Annotated in this window: 16 protein-coding genes; 9 read left to right on the top strand and 7 right to left on the bottom strand. The window is 71.0% G+C overall.

The features are described 5' to 3' along the window. The first annotated feature begins 190 nt into the window (after positions 1–190). From I3V78_RS27495 to I3V78_RS27475, 5 genes are all read left to right on the top strand, one after another. On the top strand, positions 191–793 hold the full coding sequence (locus I3V78_RS27495; RefSeq protein WP_204491659.1) for a Uma2 family endonuclease: 603 nt from the start codon (positions 191–193) through the stop codon (positions 791–793). 24 nt (positions 794–817) lie between these two features. Then, the gene (gene hutF / locus I3V78_RS27490) at positions 818–2200 is read left to right on the top strand and encodes a formimidoylglutamate deiminase (RefSeq protein WP_204491657.1); all 1383 of its coding nucleotides are present in this window, start codon (positions 818–820) and stop codon (positions 2198–2200) included. Beyond that, on the top strand, positions 2197–3336 hold the full coding sequence (gene argE, locus I3V78_RS27485; protein WP_204491654.1) for an acetylornithine deacetylase: 1140 nt from the start codon (positions 2197–2199) through the stop codon (positions 3334–3336). The genes hutF and argE overlap by 4 nt, the downstream gene beginning before the upstream one ends. 196 nt (positions 3337–3532) lie before the next feature. Further along, the gene (locus tag I3V78_RS27480) at positions 3533–4246 is read left to right on the top strand and encodes a DUF6310 domain-containing protein (protein ID WP_338023766.1); all 714 of its coding nucleotides are present in this window, start codon (positions 3533–3535) and stop codon (positions 4244–4246) included. A gap of 1 nt (position 4247) precedes the next feature. After that, a complete protein-coding gene (locus I3V78_RS27475; protein WP_204491649.1) occupies positions 4248–5009 on the top strand; it encodes a DUF5953 family protein in 762 nt (253 codons plus the stop codon). Between the two features lie 65 nt (positions 5010–5074). On the opposite strand, the gene I3V78_RS27470 is transcribed toward I3V78_RS27475, so the two are convergent. The 7 genes from I3V78_RS27470 to I3V78_RS27440 all read right to left on the bottom strand — a co-directional run bounded on the left by I3V78_RS27470 (position 5075) and on the right by I3V78_RS27440 (position 13385). Further along, on the bottom strand, positions 5075–5683 hold the full coding sequence (locus I3V78_RS27470) for a hypothetical protein (protein WP_204491647.1): 609 nt from the start codon (positions 5681–5683) through the stop codon (positions 5075–5077). Between the two features lie 145 nt (positions 5684–5828). Further along, entirely contained in the window at positions 5829–7697 is a 1869-nt protein-coding gene (locus I3V78_RS27465; protein WP_204491645.1) for an erythromycin esterase family protein, read from the bottom strand. 78 nt (positions 7698–7775) lie between these two features. Then, the gene (locus I3V78_RS27460) at positions 7776–8510 is read right to left on the bottom strand and encodes a hypothetical protein (protein WP_204491642.1); all 735 of its coding nucleotides are present in this window, start codon (positions 8508–8510) and stop codon (positions 7776–7778) included. A 171-nt stretch (positions 8511–8681) separates the two neighbouring features. Beyond that, positions 8682–9416: a hypothetical protein gene (locus tag I3V78_RS27455; protein ID WP_204491640.1), complete on the bottom strand. Its 735-nt coding sequence runs from the start codon at positions 9414–9416 to the stop codon at positions 8682–8684. A gap of 86 nt (positions 9417–9502) precedes the next feature. Next, on the bottom strand, positions 9503–10105 hold the full coding sequence (locus I3V78_RS27450) for a DUF4276 family protein (RefSeq protein ID WP_204491638.1): 603 nt from the start codon (positions 10103–10105) through the stop codon (positions 9503–9505). Further along, complete coding sequence (locus I3V78_RS27445) at positions 10102–11253, bottom strand: AAA family ATPase (protein ID WP_204491635.1); 1152 nt, start codon at positions 11251–11253, stop codon at positions 10102–10104. Before I3V78_RS27445 ends, I3V78_RS27450 begins: the two co-directional genes overlap by 4 nt. 26 nt (positions 11254–11279) lie before the next feature. Further along, positions 11280–13385, bottom strand: a complete 2106-nt coding sequence (locus I3V78_RS27440; protein WP_338023765.1) for an outer membrane protein assembly factor BamB family protein — start codon at positions 13383–13385, stop codon at positions 11280–11282. 186 nt (positions 13386–13571) lie between these two features. Between I3V78_RS27440 and I3V78_RS27435 the strand changes: the two genes are divergently transcribed. Genes I3V78_RS27435 through I3V78_RS27420 form a run of 4 tightly spaced genes read left to right on the top strand, consistent with a single transcriptional unit; the run spans position 13572 to position 18645 of the window. Beyond that, positions 13572–15689 (top strand): HTH domain-containing protein, encoded by a 2118-nt coding sequence (locus tag I3V78_RS27435; protein ID WP_204491630.1) that lies wholly within the window; start codon positions 13572–13574, stop codon positions 15687–15689. Between the two features lie 54 nt (positions 15690–15743). Beyond that, positions 15744–16661, top strand: coding sequence for a HEAT repeat domain-containing protein (locus I3V78_RS27430; RefSeq protein WP_204491628.1), 918 nt, complete (start codon positions 15744–15746; stop codon positions 16659–16661). Positions 16662–16690: 29 nt separating this feature from the next. After that, positions 16691–17323, top strand: a complete 633-nt coding sequence (locus I3V78_RS27425; protein WP_239576646.1) for a hypothetical protein — start codon at positions 16691–16693, stop codon at positions 17321–17323. Further along, a complete protein-coding gene (locus I3V78_RS27420; RefSeq protein ID WP_204491625.1) occupies positions 17320–18645 on the top strand; it encodes a homoserine dehydrogenase in 1326 nt (441 codons plus the stop codon). Before I3V78_RS27425 ends, I3V78_RS27420 begins: the two co-directional genes overlap by 4 nt. Positions 18646–18713: the final 68 nt, after the last annotated feature.

The raw sequence follows: 18713 nt of genomic DNA, 5'->3' as shown, positions 1-18713 counted from the left end.
GTGGATATTGCCTCTGTGTGGATGAAAATACCGGATGACGGCTTGGCCTCAATCAGGAAGTGGACCTATTCATTCGACGTCGGCCGCTGGTCGTAAACTTGCTTCTGTACGTACGCTCTCGGCATGTCGTTGCTACTCGTGACATCGGGTTGTTGCGCCAACGTTGGAAGTCATGCTGGAGTTTCTTCGCATGGATCCCCGAGACCCCAAGGCCGAGTCCACCGAGCGCAACGCCCCGTCCGTGGAGGCGGCCTTTCAAGCGGTTCCTCCCGAGCAGGTGGCGGAGATCGTCGCGGGTGAGCTCTACGTCAGCCCACGTCCCGCCCAGCCGCATACCCGGGTGGCCTCGCAACTGGGCGTCCTCCTGGGTGGACCCTTCTGGCTGGGGCGCGGCGGCCCCGGGGGCTGGGTCATCCTGGATGAGCCGGAACTCGACCTCGGCCCGCGTCCGGACAAGCTCGTGCCGGACCTCGCGGGCTGGCGGCGCGAGCGCATGCCCCATTCGCTAGAGGGCGAGGGCGCGCCGTCTCACTACGCGCTCGCCCCGGACTGGGTGTGCGAGGTGCTCTCGGCGCGGACGCAGCGCGTCGACAAGGGGCCGAAGATGCGCATCTACGGCCGGGATGGTGTCCGCCACGTGTGGCATGTGGACCCCCTCGCGCACACGCTCGACATCTTCCGGCGCGAGGGCGGCCACTGGCTCCTGGTGGAGTCCTTCTCCACCGAGGAACGGGTGCGCGCCGAACCCTTCGACGCCGTGGACCTCGAACTGGCTCTGCTCTGGGCCGGGTGAGCCGGCTGGCATAGGCTCGGGCGGGTGAACGCCACCACCGTCTATCAACCGGACGTCCTCTTCGCCGAGGGCCGGTTCCACGAGGGACGCGCGCTGACGGTCGGCGCCGACGGCCGCGTCCTGGCGGGGCCCGTGCCCGAGGGCGCCCGCGTCGTCCGCCTGCCCGGACGCGCGCTGCTGCCGGGGCTCGTCAACGGCCACTCGCACGCCTTCCAGCGCCTCATCCGCGGGCGCACCGAGTACGTGCCCTCGGGGGTCGGCTCGGACGACTTCTGGAGCTGGCGCGAGGCCATGTACCGCGCCGCCGAGTCCCTCTCGCCCGAGGAGGTGTACCTCGCCTCGCGCCAGGCCTTCCTGGAGATGGTGCTCGCGGGCATCACCGCCGTGGGCGAGTTCCACTACCTGCACCACCAGGCGGACGGCACGCCCTACGCGGATCCGAACGAGCTCGCGCACGCCGTCATCGGCGCCGCCCAGGACGTGGGCCTGCGCATCGTGCTGCTCCGGGTGGGCTACGCGCGCGCGGGCTTCCGCGTGGCGCCCAACCCCCGCCAGCGCCGCTTCATCGACCCCAACGTGGACACCTTCCTCGCCTCCGTGGAGACGCTGGCCCGGACGACGAAGGGACAGCCCGGGGTGAGCGTGGGCCTGGCGCCCCACAGCGTGCGCGCCGTGACGCGCGAGTGGCTCGCCGCCGCCGCGACCGCGCTGCCGGACCTGCCCCTGCACATGCACGTGGCCGAGCAGCCCCGCGAGATCGAAGCGTGCCTCGCCGAGCATGGCCGGCGGCCCGTGGAGCTGCTCGCGGACGTGGGCCTCCTGAGTCCGCGCTTCACCGCCGTGCACGCGGTGCACGTGACAGAGGCCGAGGCGCGGCTGCTCGGCGAGCGCGAGGCGCTGGTCTGCGCGTGCCCTTCCACCGAGCGCAACCTGGGCGATGGCATCGTCCCGGCGGACGTACTGCTCCAGGCGGGCGTGCGGGTGTGCCTGGGCTCGGACAGCCAGGCCACGGTGGATCTGCTGGACGAGGCGCGACAACTCGAGGGCCACCTGCGGCTCGCGCGGCTACGGCGCGCGGTGCTCGACCCGGGCACGGGCGCGGTGGACGGCCTGGCGGCCCGGCTGTTCGACATGGCCACCGCGCAGGGCGCGCGCTCACTGGGGCTCGACGCGGGGATGCTCGCGCCCGGCGCCCCGGCGGACTTCTTCACCGTGGACCTGAATCACCCCTCGCTCCTGGGCGCGAGCCCGGCCTCGCTGCTGGCCGGCATCGTCCTGGGCGGGGACAAGGCGGCGGTGCGCGACGTGGTGGTGGGGGGCCGCGCGGTGGTGACGGATGGCCACCATGCCCTCGCCGAGGCGTCCGGCCGGGCCTTCCACTCCCTCGCTCGGAGGTTGTACCCGTGAGTGACACCTTGCCCGCGCTGCGGGCTTCCCTGGCGGAACTCGTCGCGGTGGACACCACCTCGGCACGCACCAACCTGCCCTTCATCGAGCTCGTCCAGGCCCGACTGGAGGCCGCGGGCTTCTCCGCCCAGCGCCAGCGCTACACGGACGCGGCGGGCGTGGAGAAGGTGAACCTGCTCGCGCTCAAGGGCGGCGACGAGGGCCGCGCGGCGCTCGCGCTGGTGGGGCACTCGGACTGCGTGCCGTACGACTCGGAGTGGAAGGAGGCCCTGACGCTCACGGGCCGGGACGGCAAGCTCTACGGGCGCGGGGCGTGTGACACGAAGGGCTTCATCGCCTGCGCGCTGCACGCGGCCACGCGCGCCGAGCGCCTGCGCGCGCCCCTGCTGGTGGTGCTCACGGCGGACGAGGAGGCGGGGCTCATCGGGGCCAAGCACCTGGTGAAGGCGGGCCTGGGGCGGGCGCGGCACGCCATCGTCGGCGAGCCCACGATGCTCCGGCCGGTGCGGGCCAACAAGGGCTACTGCCTGGCGGAGGTGGAGGTGCTGGGCAAGGAGGGGCACAGCGCGTACCCGGCCACGGGGGCCTCGGCCATCTTCCGCGCGGGGCGCTTCCTGCAACTGCTCGAGGAGCTGGCGCTCGGCGCGCTGTGCGAGGACCGGGACGAGACGTTCGATCCGCCCTTCACCACGGTGAACGTGGGCCTCATCCAGGGGGGCAAGGCGAAGAACGTCATCCCCGGGGCGTGCCGCTTCACGGTGGAGTGGCGGCCCATTCCGGGACAGCCGGCGGAACGGGTGGCCAAGGCGCTGGAGCACATCCGTCAGGAGCTGATGCGGCGGGAGCCGGGCTTCGAGGCGCGGGTGAACGTGGTGCGCATGGACGCGGGTGTGGCCACGAGCGCGGACGCGGAGGTGGTGCGCTTCGTGTCGGAGCAGACGGGCAACGCGCCGGCGACGGTGTCGTTCGGCACCGAGGCGCCGCAGCTCACGGCGCTGGGGGCGGAGGCGGTGGTGTTCGGCCCGGGCGACATCCGGGTGGCGCACCAGACGGGGGAGTTCGTCCCCGAGGAGGACCTGGTGCGCTGCGAGCAGGTGCTCTCGCGGGCGATCACCCACTTCTGCGGCACGCCGTGAGGCCGGACGCAAAGCCATGCGCTTTCGCGTGTGCCTCACCCTTCTGCTCTATCTCTCCGCCTGCGCGACGTCCTCGCCAGGCCCGGAGGAGCCCGTAGACAGGGGTCCACGGCTCACCAACCTCCAGCGCGCGGCGGCCCTTCCCTGGACGGACGGCGGGCGGTGCGCCGTGCAAGAGGCGTCCCATCCGTGGCCCGTGCTGGCGGAGCGCTGCTATCCGGCCCTCGACCACGGCCAGGTCGAGTTTCACGACCTCACGGGACGGTGCTCCGTGGCTTCCGCCGGGGCCGTTGCCGTGGGCCTTGGGCTCTGCGTCCTGGCGGCACCGGAGCTTGTCGTGGGAGCGGTGGTGGTGACGGGCGTGGTGGTCGTGGGCTTCGCCATCAAAGAGGCGCTCGCGGCCTACGAGTCGAGGCAGGACCGTTCCGAGACAACGTCCCTGTCGCGGAACCTCTCGCTGCGGAAACGACCCAAGCCGGACTCAAAGGGGGCCGCCGGCCCTCCGCTGGAACCACCCGACACCTCGCAACGGGAGCGTCCTCGGTGCGAGCCCAATCCGGTGCCGTACCACCTGGGGGGCAATAAACCGCACGACACGTGCGCCGACAGGGGTCCGGGCAACAGCTTCCCTGGCGGAGATGTGTTCGTGAACGGGAAGAACTTCGACGCGCTCCAACTGGCCATGCGCACGCTGTGGGAGGTCAAGACCGACAATTTCGACACATATCCGCGCGACCTTCGCGGATTCGTGCTCAGTGAGCAGGTGCCGAAGTTGCTGATCGAGCGCGACCTCGCGCGGGCCTGCGGGTTTGACTTCCGAGTGGGCGTGCGCAGCGCCGCCCACAAAGCCGCTTTGGAATCCGCGGACCCCGAGCTTGAAGGACTGATCATCATCATGGACTGGTGCTGAAATGCCTGCCACGCAGCACGATGAACTGGCCATGATTGTCTATGCTCCTGGAAGCGTGGGCACCGATGGTCGCCCCATGGCCGTGGTTCATGGAATGGAGCGCACGTTCCCCGGCTTGCGCCTGGAGTGGACGACGTCCAAAGAGGGACAGCGCACCCTGTTGACGGAGCGCGATGCATGGCTCGCCCAAAAGAAGTGGGTCGGCGAATTTCCGCTCCTCCATAACGGCGACTTGAACGCCTACGTGTCGGTGGCTGGGTGGCAAAAACCGGCGCACAGCGCCCCAGGCGGTCAAGCCTGGTTCGAAGTCCATGCGGTGCTGCCTTTCGCAGCGGAGGGGATCGCAGCGGCTCCGGAGGTCTTGGAGGCTGTCGCGGAGAGTGCTCGCGCTTTCTGGGGGCTCACGACGCCCTTCAAAGCGAGCGTGGACATCGCGCGCCAGACGAAGAATCGGCCCGACGACCTGAGGCCGCCTCCTCGCGGACTGCCGGTGCTCAAGTCCCCCAGTGCCATGCCCTCGCCGGAGATTCCGCATCGCCTCGGGTGGCTGAACTATTGGTCGGCCGCCGCCGCACGGGCCCTCGGCTTTCCAGACCCGACGCGCGACGAGGACCTGCTCGCTCGATCACGGCGCACGGTGTCGGGGGGGTGGATTGTCCGGCTCACGGAGGCACCGCTCGACCTGGACAACCCCGCTCACCTGGATGCGCTCAAGCGGGCGTATGAACGCTTCCCCGAGATTGGCGGGCGTACGACCGCGTGAGCGCGTGAGGCGCCGGTAGGATCGTCGAGGCGCGAGACCCTCGACCGGCGCCTGGTGGGCGCGGCTCAGTAGAGCTGGGTGCAAATGCCCTGCATCTGATCGACGTAACCGCCCACCCGCACGTTGAGCGAGGTGACCACGAAGCCCGGCGAGCACCGATCCTCGAAGCTCGTGCCACCGCTGCTCCCCATCATGGAACCGGACTGGTTCTGCCAGTCGCCGTGCGCCATCCAGGGCGCGGGCGATGCGCACTGAAGGCTGATCGAATCGACGTAGGAGGAACCGCTGCCCTGGAAGCCCACGAGGAACTGCCCGGCCGGACACGCGCGCTCGACGTTGTTCCCGCCGAATCCGCCCTGCGCACCGGCGTAGTAGGTCGCGCCGAAACTGCCATCCGCGTTCAGGACGCGGCACAGCAGGCCCAGCCGGTCGATGTACGTCGCGGCGCGACCATGGAGGCCCACCGCCACGTACCCGCCGGGGCACTCGGTCTGGGTGGGAAAGCCCGTGGTGCCTCCGCGGGCGGTCAGCGAGTAGGTCGCCCCACCGAGGGCGATCGCCTGGCTCGTCTGGACGAGGTTCTCGGTTTCCATCGGGCTCAGGTCCTCACCACCGCAGGCGGGAAGGAAGGAGAGGCCAGCCAGCACCACGGTCATCCAGGCAGTCGTCTTCATGGGCGTGTTCCAATCTCGATTGAGTTGCTGTGGCGTTCGTCGCCCCAGTGAGGAGAACAGTGCCCTGGAGACCGCGCGGGGGCTGTGATGCGGCACACCGCCCACGTGTGCGCGCCGTCACACCCCTTCGGGAGCGCGTGAGGCGTCAGGGATTGGGGCGCGCCCGCGTGGTGCGCTCCACGAACACGAGGCCGTCGTAGCTCTCCAGGGCGCGAACCGAACTCAGCGACGGCGCGCCCTGGTCCGAGGCAACGAAGCCCACGTCGTGGGTGAGGTGGGTGCGACGCCACCACTCGTGGGCGGGGCCGCTCCGGGGCAGGGCGCGCAGGTCCACCGCCAGCAGGGGCCAGCCCACACGGGCGAGCACCTCGTCCAGCGAGCCCTCGGGCGAGGGCGGCACGGAGAACTCCACCATGCCCCGGCGCTCGGGGGGCGGGTTCGGATCCATGTTGAAGGCCTGGAACGCGCCCTGATGGAACGCGAAGCCGAACACGTAGAGTGCCGGGCCCAGCGTGCGCGCGAGGTGCCGCCCCATGGGCATGTCCTTCCACTCGCTCGGCCCCCGCATGACGTGCCCGTTGTGGGACCACACCGCCATGCGCGTCCCGGGCACCCACTCCAGCAGCCAGCGCACGTTGTCCGCCATGGCCTGGTCCCGCTCTCCGCCCGCCTCGTGGAGCACGTGGGCCAGGTACTGGCGCAGCACCCGGAGGTTCTGTCGCGCCAGGGTCCACGCCTCGGGGCGGGTGCGGCGGCTCCAGGCCTCGCGCTCGCGCTCGAAGCGCGCCGAGAGCGTGTCGAGCAGGTCTCGCACCGCCTCCTTCCGCTCCAGGGGCAATCGGAAAAAGGTGCGTGCGCTGGGCTCGGTCAGGGGGGCGAAGGGCTCGCGGAGCGCGGGGACCTGCGCGGGGTCCACCTGTTCCAGATAGGTCAGCACCCGGGCCACGGCCTCGGGCGAGTACTGCATGTCCATGCCCCAGATCCGGAGCTTCCGGGGGTGGGCCGGGTCCTCGTTGTAGCGGCGCATCCACCGCACGAGCGCCAGCACCTCCTCGGTGTCCCAGGTGTCGCCCTCGAGCAGCGCGGCGGGGTCCCCCTTCCCGGTGAGCACGTACTCATCCAGGGGGAGCATCTCGGCGAAGCTGCTCTCGAAGACGAGCGCGGTGAAGCCCAGGCGCGTGACGAGGAACTCGAAGAGGCGGTGCTTGAGCTGGAAGAACTCCCGGGTGCCGTGCGTGGCCTCGCCCATGGCCACCACCCGCGCATCCTGGAGCACGGGCCGCAGGGGCTCGAGATCCTCCACGCCGCGGCCGGGCTCCGCGGACGGGAGCTTCACCCCGCGCTGCTTCATCCAATCCACCGCCGCGCGTTGCATGGCCTCGTCCGCGACCCGCTCCAGACGCACCACGACGGGTGCATCCGGACGCGCCACCTGCTGCATCCGGGTCGTGAAGCCCGGTGCCGAGACGATGAGCCCGCATGCCTCCTCGGGCGGGGTCTCCAGGCGGAAGAGGCCCGGCGCCGAGTCCCCGGGGAATGCCACATCGTCGTAGGGCATGCCGGGCCGCACCACACGCAGCGCCGCGCTGGTGATGGGCACGTCCGCCTCGTCCACCACGGAGACCGTCCAACTGTCGCGCGCCTCGGGGAGCCTCAGTTCCGGGCGAGGAGGAGGCTCGCCCGCCTTCACCGCGAGCCGCGGGGAGAACACGATCGCGCCCTCTCGGGTGACGGCGGACAGGCTGTAGTTCCCGGGGGGAACGGGTCCGAACGCGAAGGCGCCCTCCGCGTTCGTCGTCACGAGGGCCACGGGCGCATCCGTCCGCAGGTTCCACGTGGGCACGAAGGGAACCAGCGCCACCCGAGCGCCGCGCAAGGGCGAGCCATCCGGTGCCCGGACATGGCCCTGGAGTTGGGGGCTGTCCGCATCGGTGGAGCGCGCAGGCGGAAGGACACGGGCCGAGCCGCAGCCGAGCCCCAACGCCAACAGCAGGACGCACGCGGAGGCGCGCATGGAGATGCCTTTCAGTGGAGGGGGAGATGCTGCTCGCGGCCTTGGACAGCGCACCGCACGGAAGGTTCCCGGCGGGTGTCAGGGCTGGACGGAGTTGGGCTCGGGGTCGGGCTTCTTCACGGCCACGTAGCACCGGCCTTGGTGTTCGGCTGTACCAGGAGGGCAGGGGGCGTCTTTCCGGTGGCGCACCCAACAGCCGCCCTGAACCTCGACTTCCGTTTCGGGCATGCAGGGTGGTTTGCGCTGCTCCTTGAAGGGCTTCTCGGGCATCGGGTAGGCGATAGCTGGAGCCGAAGGGCTCTGCCCATTCGTGAAAATAGGAGAGTCGTCGACGGGCCGGTGGAGTGCCGGCGTCGTGGCGGAGCGAGGCCAGAAGAGGAGGGCGAGGCCAGCGGCCAGGGCGATGCCCGCGCCCGTGAGACCCCAGCGCTTCATCCAGGGGCGTGCGCCAGGCTGGGGCTCGCGCTCGAAAGGCGCGCGGATGTCCTCGCGTCCGTCGATGCGCGCCAGGAGGCCCGCGAGGCGGATGAAGCCGAGGGTCAATTCGTGGAACGTGGGCAGCCGCCCCCCGGGCAGGCGCTTGAGGCGGAGGAAGAGGCCGTGGGGCTCGGTGCGGTTCGTGGCCTCCACGCTCCAGGGCGTGTACGTGCGCCAGTCGTCGCCCGTGCCGGGCATCAAGAGCAGCGCGGGCTCACCCGTTTCGACGTGACGTGCCTCATGAAGTCGGCCCTCGTCCTCCGGGATGCCTGGGTAACGCTCCCCGATCTCGTAGCCCCCCAACCGACGCCCCTTCCACTTCGTCGTATCACTCATGTCCGCGCCTCCCGTGTGTCTTCCTACCCGAGATGTCGGGCGGTTGTATAGACTCAAGAGGTCGTTCTTGGTCTATGTCCTGTGGCATACGTGCTTGCTGAGTGTAGATGCCAGCCTGTCTGTGATTGTGTTGTGCTTGGGTTGCTGAGACTGATGGATTGAATACTTGATTCAGTGCTGTATCGAGCGCGGTTGCGGGTCCGGCTTCTTCACGGGGACGTAGCACCGGCCCTGGTACTCGGCCGAGCGGGGAGGGCAGGGGGCGGACTTCTCATGCCGGATCCAACAGCCGCCGCGGACCTCGATCTCCAAGCCTTCGGCGCAGGGTGGCTTGCGCTGTTCCTTGAAGGGAGTCTCGGGCATCGGGTAGGCGATGGCGGGAGTCGACAGGTCCTGACCATCCGTGAAGAGCGGCGAGTCGTCGACGAAGCCGAAGGACGACGGAGGCGTGGTGGTCCGAGGCCAGAAGAGGAGGGCGAGGCCGACAGCCAGGGCGATGCCCGCGCCCATGAGGCCCCAGCGCTTCATCCAGGGGCGTGCGCCAGGTTGAGGTTCACGCTCGAAAGGAGCGCGGATGTCCTCGCGTCCGTCGATGCGCGCCAGGAGGCCCGCGAGGCGGATGAAGCCGAGGGTCAGCTCGTGGAACGTGGGCAGTCGACCTCCGGGCAGGCGCTTGAGGCGAAGGAAGAGGCCGTGGGGCTCGATGCGGTTGGTGGCCTCCACGATCCAGGGCGTGTACGTGCGCCAGTCGTCACCCGTGCCGGGCATCAAGAGCAGCGCGGGCTCACCCGTGTCGACGTGACGTGCCTCATGGAGTCGGCCTTCGTCCTCGGGGATGTCTGGGTAACGCTCCCCAATCTCATAACCCCCCAGTCGACGCCCCTTCCACTTCGTCGTGTCGCTCATGTGCACGCCTCCCGTGAGTCTTCCTTCCTACCCGAGATGTCGGGCGGTTGTATAGACCCCAGAGGTCGTGTTTCGACCGGACTCGATCAAACGTGCCGAAGCAGCGTCTGGATGAACCGTTCCGCGTGGGGAGAGGCCTGTCGCACCTTCGTGGGGTCGATGAGGGCCAGGATAGCGAAGCTGTGCTCACTCTTGGAGTAGTCGCCCTTGGTCTTGGTCTGACGGGTCGCCTTCTTCAATCCGTTGAGGACATCCAGCTTGGAGACCGTCTCGATGCGGGAGTTCTTGGGGAGCGCGGACTCCTGGAAGCCTTGCCCGAAGTACGTCTTCAACGCCGGGACGTCGGCGAGGAACCAGCTCTCCATGCACTGCACCATGAGATGCGTCTGGTCCTCCGAGACCTCCGGGATGGGCGCCCACGTGCCGCTGGCGATCAGGATGTGCCAGACTGTCTGATTCTCGGAGACCGGGCCCTCGGCATCGACGAGGAGGAAGATCTGGTCTCCGCGCGGATGGCGAAGGGCCGTGCAGAAGTCCTCGATCGCGTCGTTGCGGCTCCCGCAGGCGACGATCTTGGGTTGCTTCCCGGCGGGGAGACTCTTCTTGAGGAACTCGGCGAATCCACGTCGGCATTCGGTCCGCAGGGCATTGGAATCCCCCCCGCCTTCGACGTAGATGCGCACGCTCACCAGCGATTTCCTCCCAGCTCGCCCCGACGCCAGAGCTGTCCCAGCGTGTATTTACCGAGCCACTCCGACAGCTCCTCGCGCGTGCACCGGCGCATCACGGTGCTGCCCTGGTGCTTTTCACACACGAGGACGGCCTCGGGAGTGCTCGAGAGCGCATCGACCAGGGCATCCGAGTGGGTGGTGACGACGAGCTGCATGCGCTCGCTCGCCTCGCGCAGCAGCTTCGCGAGCGAGGGCATCAGGTCTGGGTGGAGGCCGATTTCGGGCTCCTCGATGCAGACGACGGACTGCGGCGCGGGGTTGAGGAGGACGGTGAGCAGGCTCAGCCAGCGCAACGTCCCATCCGAGAGACGGGTGGAGGGGATCACCCAGGTGTTCTCATGCAAGAAGACCTGGACCGTGCCGCCTTGCACGCTGACGTCGAAGTCGTGAATGCCGTCGTAGATCAGCCGCAGGTAGCTCAGCAGGGACTGCTTGGCCTCGGGACTGCGGCGGATCCGATTGAGCATCAGCCCCAGATTCCGCCCGTCCTCCATCAAGTAGTCGTTGGGCAGGTCGGCGGGCTGGGGCATTCGTGGCGGGAAGGTCCGGCCGAAGGTCCAGTCCCGGTAGAAACGGATCGAGCGCAGAAGTCCCGCGAGCTGGAAGATCTCGGGATAGCCCTCGGGGTCCTGCCGCTGGGACAGCACCGACTCGGTGGAATTGAAGTCGTGCGAATTCACCACCCGCAGCGACTCGCGATGGAGGATGTGGGTCAGGCCATTGAGCTCACCGAAGTACAGTTGCTGCGCATCCGACATGTGCACGAGCCGTTCCTCCAGCTCGCCCAGGCCTGGGCGCATGACATGGGGCCTCGCCGAGAGTTCGTAGCGCAGGGGGGTCGCGCCCTGGACGAGGGCCTCGAGCCCCGGCTTCGTCCCTTTCCGGTCGCCCTTCCACGACCACTCCTCGAGGCCACCTCCCGCGCGGAGGGCATCGCCCACGCTTCGGGGCGTGGCGGCGAGCAGTCCCAGTACTTCGATGAGGTTGGACTTGCCCGAGCCGTTGGGGCCGATGACGACGTTGAGCTCCCGGAGGGCGAGGGCCTCCGTATCGGGCCCGAAGGACAGGAGGTTCCGGGGCCGGAGGCTCTGGATGTGGACGGGCATGGCGGCAGGTTAGCGAAAAAGGAGCGTCACTCGCCCACGACGGCGAAGTGCGAGCCGAGCTTGTAGGCGGAGAGCGTGCCGAACTCGTCCAGGAAGTAGAGGTTGAGCCGCGAGTCGGCCTGGAGCGACATGAGGCCCACGCCGGCGCGCACCTCGGCGAGCACGTCGCCCCGGACGGGGTCCACCGCGCGCACGCGCTCGCCGGGCACCAGCACCACGCCGCGCGAGACGATGGGCGGCAGGGCCCGCGTGAGCTGCTCGCCCGCCGCGCCCACGCGCCAGTCCACCTCGCCCGCGTCGCTCACCCGCGCCGCCGCCCCCAGCGCGCTCGTCACCAGCACCGCGCCCGGCAGCCGCGCCAGCGCGAAGGGGCCCGGGCCCAGGTTCAACGGCCGCTGCCAGCGCGCCTGACCCGCCGCGTCCACGCACACCAGCACGCCCTCGCCCTCCAGCTCCCCGGCGATGTACAGCCGCTTGCCGCTGGGCAGCGGCGTGGAGGGCAGGGCGAGCGACATCTCATACGTCCACACCGACTCACCCGTGTGCGCGTCCGCCAGGAGCAGCGCCGAGTTGGAGCCCTGGCCCAAGAGCGCCACGAAGCGCTTGGCCCAGGGCACCGGCGCGCCGAGGAAGGGCAGGGACGCGCTCATCCGGAAGCGCACCTGGCCATCCGAGAGGCCCAACCCGTACAGGTAGCCCGAGTCCGTGGCCAGCAGGGCCCGGTGCGCGTGCACGCCCAGGTAGCCGCGCCGTGTGCGCGGAGGTGTCTGGCGCCACACCTCGCGGCCCGTGGCCTCGTGGATGGCGAGCGCCACGCGGTCATCCCCGAGCGTGTAGAGCATGCCGTAGTGGCGCAAGAGCCGCGGGCCGATGCGCATCGCCTCGTGGTCGCGCAGCCAGCTCGCGCCCGCGCCCTTGCCGGGAAAACCGCACAGGCGCACCGCGCTCGCCGCCAGCGTGTAGCCGTCCTCCGCGGCCGCCACGCCGTGGGACGCCGCGCGCCGCCACTGCTGCTTGCCCGTCTTGCGATCGAACCCGCACGCCAGGTCCGGGGACGAATACACGAGGCCCTTGGGGCTCATCATCAGCCGCCCCGCGTCCGCGTTGGCCAGCTTGCGCTGCTCCCACAGACTCTCGAAGCGCAGGCGGCGCAGGCGCCCGGGGACCTTCAGGGGCCGGGACGTGGGGGCCGCCGGCGCCGGGGCCCGCACGGGCGCGGCGCTGCCCTCGGCCTCGGGGCCCACGCCGTCGCGCAGGTGCGACAGGCCCTCGCGGCAGCGCTCGGTCAGCTCCACCAGGTAGGGGTTGGTCGCGAGCGCCCGCTCGTGCTCGGACAGGGCCACCGCGAGGCTCTGCCCCAGGTGGAAGAGGGCCGTGAGCAGCGCCTTGGCCCCGAGCGGAATGACCACCGGGCCCAGGCGCGTCTCGCCCGCCCGGAGGTCCAGGGACAGCTCGGGCCGGACGCCCGCGGGCTCGAAGGCGAAGCGCGGCTCGCCCACCTCCAGGGCCCGCGCCAGGTCCGCCGCCTGGCGCGTGAGCTCCAGGGTGGTGAGCAGCACGGGGCCCTGGGCGCGCCAGGCCACGGGCTTGTCGGGCAGCGCGAGCCACACCTCGCCCGGGCACAAGAGCGAGGCGAGGGCGGGTGCCTTGTCCTTCACCGCGCGGCGCAGCACGTCGTCCGGGTCCTCCAGCGTGAAGCCGAAGCCGGGCATGGCCGGGGGCTCCACCCGCAGGGCGAAGGGCTGGGGCTTGGGCTCGCGGCCGAGGAAGGTGGGGGACTCCAATTGCGCCAGGCTCCGCTCCAGGGCGTGTCCGGGCTCGCCCGCGCGCGTCTCCGGCCGCGCCTGGCCCAGGTCCTGGAGGAAGGACTGGCCGCATGCCCGGGCCGCCTCCGTCAGTTCATCCGCGTCCACGCGCAGGGGAGGGCGCAGGAGCCGGGCCGGGCGCGACAGGCTGGCCACCTGCACCTCGATGTCCGCTCCTGAACGTCTCAGGACCAGCTCCAGGTGGGCCTCGGTGAGGGAGACCTGGGCCACGCGTCGGGTGCCGCGGTGCAGCGCCGCCACCGCCTCGAGCAGCGCGGACACCCCCTCCACGAGGGGCTCCTCGACCGCGCCCGGCAGCAGATTCACGCCGTCGAGTTCCAGTGATACGGAATCGTGTGGCGCTCCCGCGGGTTCGCGCTTCCATCGATGTCCGATGCGAAAGCGGATCATCCCTTCCCCATTCGTTGACAAGCCAGAATAGCGATGGCTAGCATCCGCCGCCCATACGGACCTACATTTTTGTAACCGTTCGAAATTATTGGGGAATCGTCGATGACTTTTTATGAGGCCGCTCTCCGGGTGCTCGAGAGCGAAGGCCGTCCCCTCCATTTCCTCGAGATCACCGAGAGGTCGATCGCCCAGAACCTGCTGTCGCACGTGGGCAAGACGCCCGAGCTGACGATGTTGTCGCGGCTCGCGGCGATGGCCCGTCGCACGCGCGATCGCAAGGTGGTCGTCACCGCCAAGGACACCTTCGCGCTGACGGACTGGTCGCTGCCCGAGGACGCGGAGGCGCTGGCGCACACGGGTGTGATGGAGGCTCATCCCGAGGAAGGTCTGCCGCCCCTGCGGCCGACCGAGCGTCACCCGGAGTCGCGCAACGACAACGTGCGGGTGGCGGGACGGGGGAGCGAGCGCAAGCAGCGGAGGCGCGAGGACGAGGAGGAGGGCCGGGGTGGACGTCGGCGCCGCTTCCCGCCGCTGCCGGAGGTGGTGTTCGAGATCCTCAGCGAGGCGGACCAGTCGCTGCGGCCCGAGCAGCTCTTGGAGCAGGCGCGCACCAAGGAGCTCGCGGCGGAGGACGCCACGGTGGAGGCGCTGCTCACGGCGCTGCTCGAGGACAACCAGCGCCGCATCGACGCGGGCCGTCGGCCGCAGTTCTCCTTCTCTCCGGAGACGGGCGCGGTGACGCTCGAGCGCGCGGGCTCGCCGAGCGAGGCGCCGCCCCTGGAGCTGCAGGCCGCGTTCGCCGCGGCGCTGGGCATTCCGCTGGAGGACGGGCGGCCGGTGCTCAACCGCGCCGCGGCCGCCGCGGCCCCCGAGGCGCAGGCGGATGCCGCGCTGCTCACCACGGCGCGCACGGCCGTCAAGGACGCGCGCAAGGCCGTGGCCCGCGCGGTGCGCAAGCGCCTGGGCGAGCTGGACGTGGGCACCTTCGAGAAGTCCGTGGTGAAGATGATGCACGCCCTGGGCTTCCGCGAGCTCAAGGTGGCCAAGCGCTCCAAGGAAGGGCCCCTGCTCACCGCGCGCAAGCGCGAGGGCAGCGTGGACCTGCGCTTCGCCATCCGCATGCTCAAGGGCGTGCCCGCGTTGGATCGCAAGGCGGTGCAGGAGCTGCGCAAGGACCTCGGCCACTACTCGGCGCAGGTGGGTCTGCTCGCCTGCGCGGGCGAGGCCCGGGGTGACGCGCGCACCGAGGCCCAGGCCAGCGGCTCGCTGGTGATGCTCTGGTGCGGCGACGCGCTGGGCGAGAAGTTCCTCGAGGCCAAGGCGGCCGTCAGCGTCACCACGGTGGAGCTGTACGACGTGGACGAGCGCTTCTTCGAGGTGGCGAAGCTGGAGGCCGAGGAGGCCCAGAAGCGCCGCGAGGAGCGCGCCCGGGAGAAGCAGGCCCGGGCCGACGAGGGCGGCGAGGGCGGCGAGGAGACCGGGGCACGCGAGGCCACGGTGTCCGCCGAGTCCGAGGAGGCCCAGAAGGACTCCCAGAAGCGGCGGGAGGAGCGCCGCGAGGAGCGTCAGCGCGAGCGGGATGCGCGCCGCCGGGAGCGTCAGGCCGCGCGCCAGCAGCAGGAGGCCTCGGGTGAGGCGGCCAGCGCCGCGCCCGCGCCCGCGCCGCTCGAGGCGGCCGAGCCCGTCGCGCCGTCCGTGAACGACGAGGAGGGCGACGAGGAGGGCGACGACGAGGATCTGGAGGCCGCGAGCGCCTTCGTCGGAGGCACGACGGAGGGCGGGGCCACGTCCGAGGAGGGCGCGAGCGAGCGCAAGCGCCGCCGCCGCCGCCGTCGGGGACGCCGGGGTCGGGGCAACCGGCCCGAGGGCGCGCCGGGTGAGGCGGGGGCGAGCGCCGAGGGCACCGCCGCGCCGGAAGCCGCCGCGGAGTCGGCCGTCGTCGTGGCCGAGACCGTCGCCGTGACCGAGACCGTCGTCGTGACGGAGACGCTGGACGTGGTGGCGGTGGTGGCACCGCCCGCCGAGCCATCGCTCGCCGAGCCGTCGCCCGCCGAGCCGCCGCTCGCCGAGCCGCCGCCCACCGAGGGCGCCGTTCCCGCGCCGCCGCCGGAGCCGGCCGCCGCCGAGGCCCAGCCGGTCCCCGAGACGGTCACCGCCCCGCATGGCGACCCCGCGGCTCCCGACTCGAAGGACGGCCCGCCGGAGGGTGGCACGGTCTGACGATCCCGCTCTCCAGGGATGAGGGTCGCGCGGGACTGGGCTAGGGTTGCTCCCATGAAGCCCGCCTTGATCCTCTCCCTGGTGGCGTTGCTGCTCGGCGCCTGCCGCTCGCGCGAGCCGCGCTTCCCGGTGGAGCACGTGGAGCTCGAGGGCGCCACGGTGGTGGACAACGGCCTGCTCGGATGGGGGCCGTCGGACATCCGCTCCCAGTTCACGCGGTTGCTCCAGGACAGTCGGCGCTTCGTGCTGCCCACCGAGGAGGCGCGCGGTGGCGCCTCGGAGTCCTGGGTCCTCACCCTGGAGCTGCCCTTCACGCGCGAGGTGCTCAAGGACGACAGCACCTACGCCTTCGCCGAGGTGGGCGTCACCCTGCGGCTGGAGCGGCGAGGCGGCGAGGCGCCCCAGCGCTATCAGGTGGTGGGCCTGGGCGAGGCGCGGGTGGAGGCGAAGGACGCTCCGGCGCGGCGCAAGGCCCTGCGCGAGGCGCTCCTGCGGGGCCTGCAGCAGGTGACCGATGCCGCGAGCCTGCAACTCGCGGCGGTGGGACGCCCGGACGCGGCGCTGCTCGTGGACATCCAGTCCCCGGACGAGCGGGTGCGCGAGTTCGCCCTGCGGGTGCTCGCCGAGCGGCGCAACCCGGCCGCCACGCCCATGCTGCTGCGCCAGCTCCAGGACGAGGACGTCCAGGTGGCGCGCCAGGCCATGGGGGCGCTGGTGGAGATGAAGGAGCGCGCCGCCATTCCCGCGCTCATCGACCTGGTGAAGGATCGCGAGACGGGCTTCGTGCAGGAGGTCGTCTTCGCCATCGGGGAGATCGGCGGCACCGAGGCCGAGGCCTACCTCTTCACCGTGGCCCAGGGACACGATCAGCCCGCGGTGCAGGCCGCGGCCCAGCAGGCGCTGGATACACTCTACGCGGCTCACAAGCTCGCAACGCCGGAGGCGCGCGGCCCGGACCGCGCGGAACACTAGGAAACATGAAGCGGACCCTGAAGCGGAACATGAAGCTCTCGACCGTCGTCGTACGAATGGGCCTCGGGGCCGCGCTGGTGCTCGGGGCGCAGGCCTGCGCCAGCCGCCAGCCGGTGGCCGAGTCCACCGCCTCCTCGGAGCGCGCGCCCGAGGACCTGTCCGCCTACTACCCGCTCGCGGTGGGCAACCAGTGGACGTACCGGATCAACGGCCGCGCGGACAAATCCGTGACGGTGCGGATCGTCAAGGAGGAGGGGGGCTACTTCCAGGACAACCAGGGCGGGCAGCTCACCGTGGACTCCTTTGGCGTGCGCGACCTCAAGCGCTACCTCCTGCGCGGCCCGCTCACCGAGGGCACCCAGTGGACCAACGTGGTGTCGGTGTCGTCCACCGAGCGCTACCGCATCCTCCAGGCGAACGTGCCCTGTGACACGGCGGCGCGGGCCTTTGGCGCGTGCGTGCGGGTGGAGGCGCGCAACCGCGTGGACGCCGAGACCACGCTCATCAACGACTTGACCTTCGCCCAGGGTGTGGGTCTGGTGCGCATGGAGTTGTTCGTGGAGCGGAGCGGGGGAGAGCGCATGCCCCAGACCTCGCTGGAGCTGACGTCCTACACGGTGCGCAACGCGGGGGCCGAGGCGCGCCCGGGAGACTCGAGATGAAGGAAATCGGCATCGCCCTGCTGGGCCTGGGCAACGTGGGGCTGGGGACGTACCGCATCCTCGCGCAGCACGCGAAGGACATCGAGCGGCGCCTGGGCGCGCGCGTGCGGGTGCACCACGTGCTGGTGCGCGAGCCGGGCCGCGCCCGTCCCGAGGACGTGCCCTCGGCGCTCATCACCCACGACATCCAGACCATCCTCGCCAACCCCGAGGTGTCCGTGGTGGTGGAGCTGATGGGCGGCCTGTCTCCCGCGCGCGAGTACCTCGAGCAGGCCATCGCCTCGGGCCGCCACGTGGTGACGGCCAACAAGGCGCTCTTGTCCGCGCATGGCGAGGCCTTGTTCTCGCGCGCCGTGGAGCGGGGCGTGGAGGTGCACTTCGAGGGCGCGGTGTGCGGCGGCATCCCCATCATCCGCACGCTGCGCGAGGCGCTGGCCTCCGACCGGGTGGAGTCGCTCACGGGCATCGTGAACGGCACCACCAACTTCATCCTCTCGGCCATGGCGGACGAGGGCGCGACGTACGCGGACGCGCTCAAGCGCGCGCAGGCGCTCGGCTACGCGGAAGCGGATCCCACACTGGACGTGAGCGGCATGGACGCGGCGCAGAAGCTGTGCCTGCTCGCCTCGCTGGCCTTCTCCGCGCGCGTGTCCCCCGAGTCCATCCTGGTGGAGGGCATCACCGGCGTGACGCCCGTGGACATCGCCTACGGGCGCGAGGCGGGCTTCGTGCTCAAGCTGCTCGCCCGGGCGCGGCGCACCCCGGACGGCATGGACGTGCGCGTGCACCCGGCGTTCATCCCCGCGGCGAGCCCCCTGGCGGACGTGAAGGGCGGCTTCAACGCGGTGCTCCTGCAGTCCGCGGCGCTCGGGGCCTCGCTCTTCTCGGGCCTGGGCGCGGGCTCCTTGCCCACGGGCAGCGCCGTGGTGTCCGACATCATCGACACCTGCCGCAACCTGCTCGCGGGCGCCACGGGGCGGCTGCCCCTGCCCAGCGCGCCGCACATGCAGGACGTGCCCCTGTTGCCCTCGGGGGACCGGCGCGGTCCGGCCTACCTGCGCTTCTCCGTGAGCGACGAGCCGGGCGTGCTCGGCCGCATCGCCAGCGTGCTGGGCGAGAAGGGCGTGAGCATCAACTCCGTGCTCCAGCGCCCCCCGCGCCCCGAGGACACCCACGCCACCATCGTCGTCTTCACCCACGACACGCGCGAGGCGGACGTCACCGCCGCGGTGACGTGGATCGACTCGCTGCGCAGCACCCGGGCGCCCACCCAGGTCATCCGCATCGAGGAGGGCCCCGGCCTCCTGCTGTCCGGTCGCTAGGTGCCCGAGGAGGCAAGCCTCACGGGCCTCGCCCTCGGGGGCGGGGCCACCCCCCGTTGAAAGTCGGC

The sequence above is a fragment of the Archangium primigenium genome (assembly GCF_016904885.1).
In the GTDB taxonomy this organism is placed as follows: Bacteria; Myxococcota; Myxococcia; order Myxococcales; family Myxococcaceae; genus Cystobacter; species Cystobacter primigenius.
The sequence above is the reverse complement of the archived record's forward strand: the minus strand, read 5'-3'. Positions and strand labels throughout refer to the sequence as shown.

Coding starts and splice junctions, on each gene's coding strand:
- I3V78_RS27475 (WP_204491649.1), top strand. CDS start 4,248: ATGCCTGCCACGCAGCACGATGAACTGGCCATGATTGTCTATGCTCCT.
- I3V78_RS27455 (WP_204491640.1), bottom strand. CDS start 9,416: ATGAGCGACACGACGAAGTGGAAGGGGCGTCGACTGGGGGGTTATGAG.
- I3V78_RS27465 (WP_204491645.1), bottom strand. CDS start 7,697: ATGCGCGCCTCCGCGTGCGTCCTGCTGTTGGCGTTGGGGCTCGGCTGC.
- I3V78_RS27445 (WP_204491635.1), bottom strand. CDS start 11,253: ATGCCCGTCCACATCCAGAGCCTCCGGCCCCGGAACCTCCTGTCCTTC.
- I3V78_RS27425 (WP_239576646.1), top strand. CDS start 16,691: ATGAAGCTCTCGACCGTCGTCGTACGAATGGGCCTCGGGGCCGCGCTG.
- I3V78_RS27430 (WP_204491628.1), top strand. CDS start 15,744: ATGAAGCCCGCCTTGATCCTCTCCCTGGTGGCGTTGCTGCTCGGCGCC.
- I3V78_RS27495 (WP_204491659.1), top strand. CDS start 191: ATGGATCCCCGAGACCCCAAGGCCGAGTCCACCGAGCGCAACGCCCCG.
- I3V78_RS27420 (WP_204491625.1), top strand. CDS start 17,320: ATGAAGGAAATCGGCATCGCCCTGCTGGGCCTGGGCAACGTGGGGCTG.
- I3V78_RS27470 (WP_204491647.1), bottom strand. CDS start 5,683: ATGAAGACGACTGCCTGGATGACCGTGGTGCTGGCTGGCCTCTCCTTC.
- I3V78_RS27460 (WP_204491642.1), bottom strand. CDS start 8,510: ATGAGTGATACGACGAAGTGGAAGGGGCGTCGGTTGGGGGGCTACGAG.
- I3V78_RS27435 (WP_204491630.1), top strand. CDS start 13,572: ATGACTTTTTATGAGGCCGCTCTCCGGGTGCTCGAGAGCGAAGGCCGT.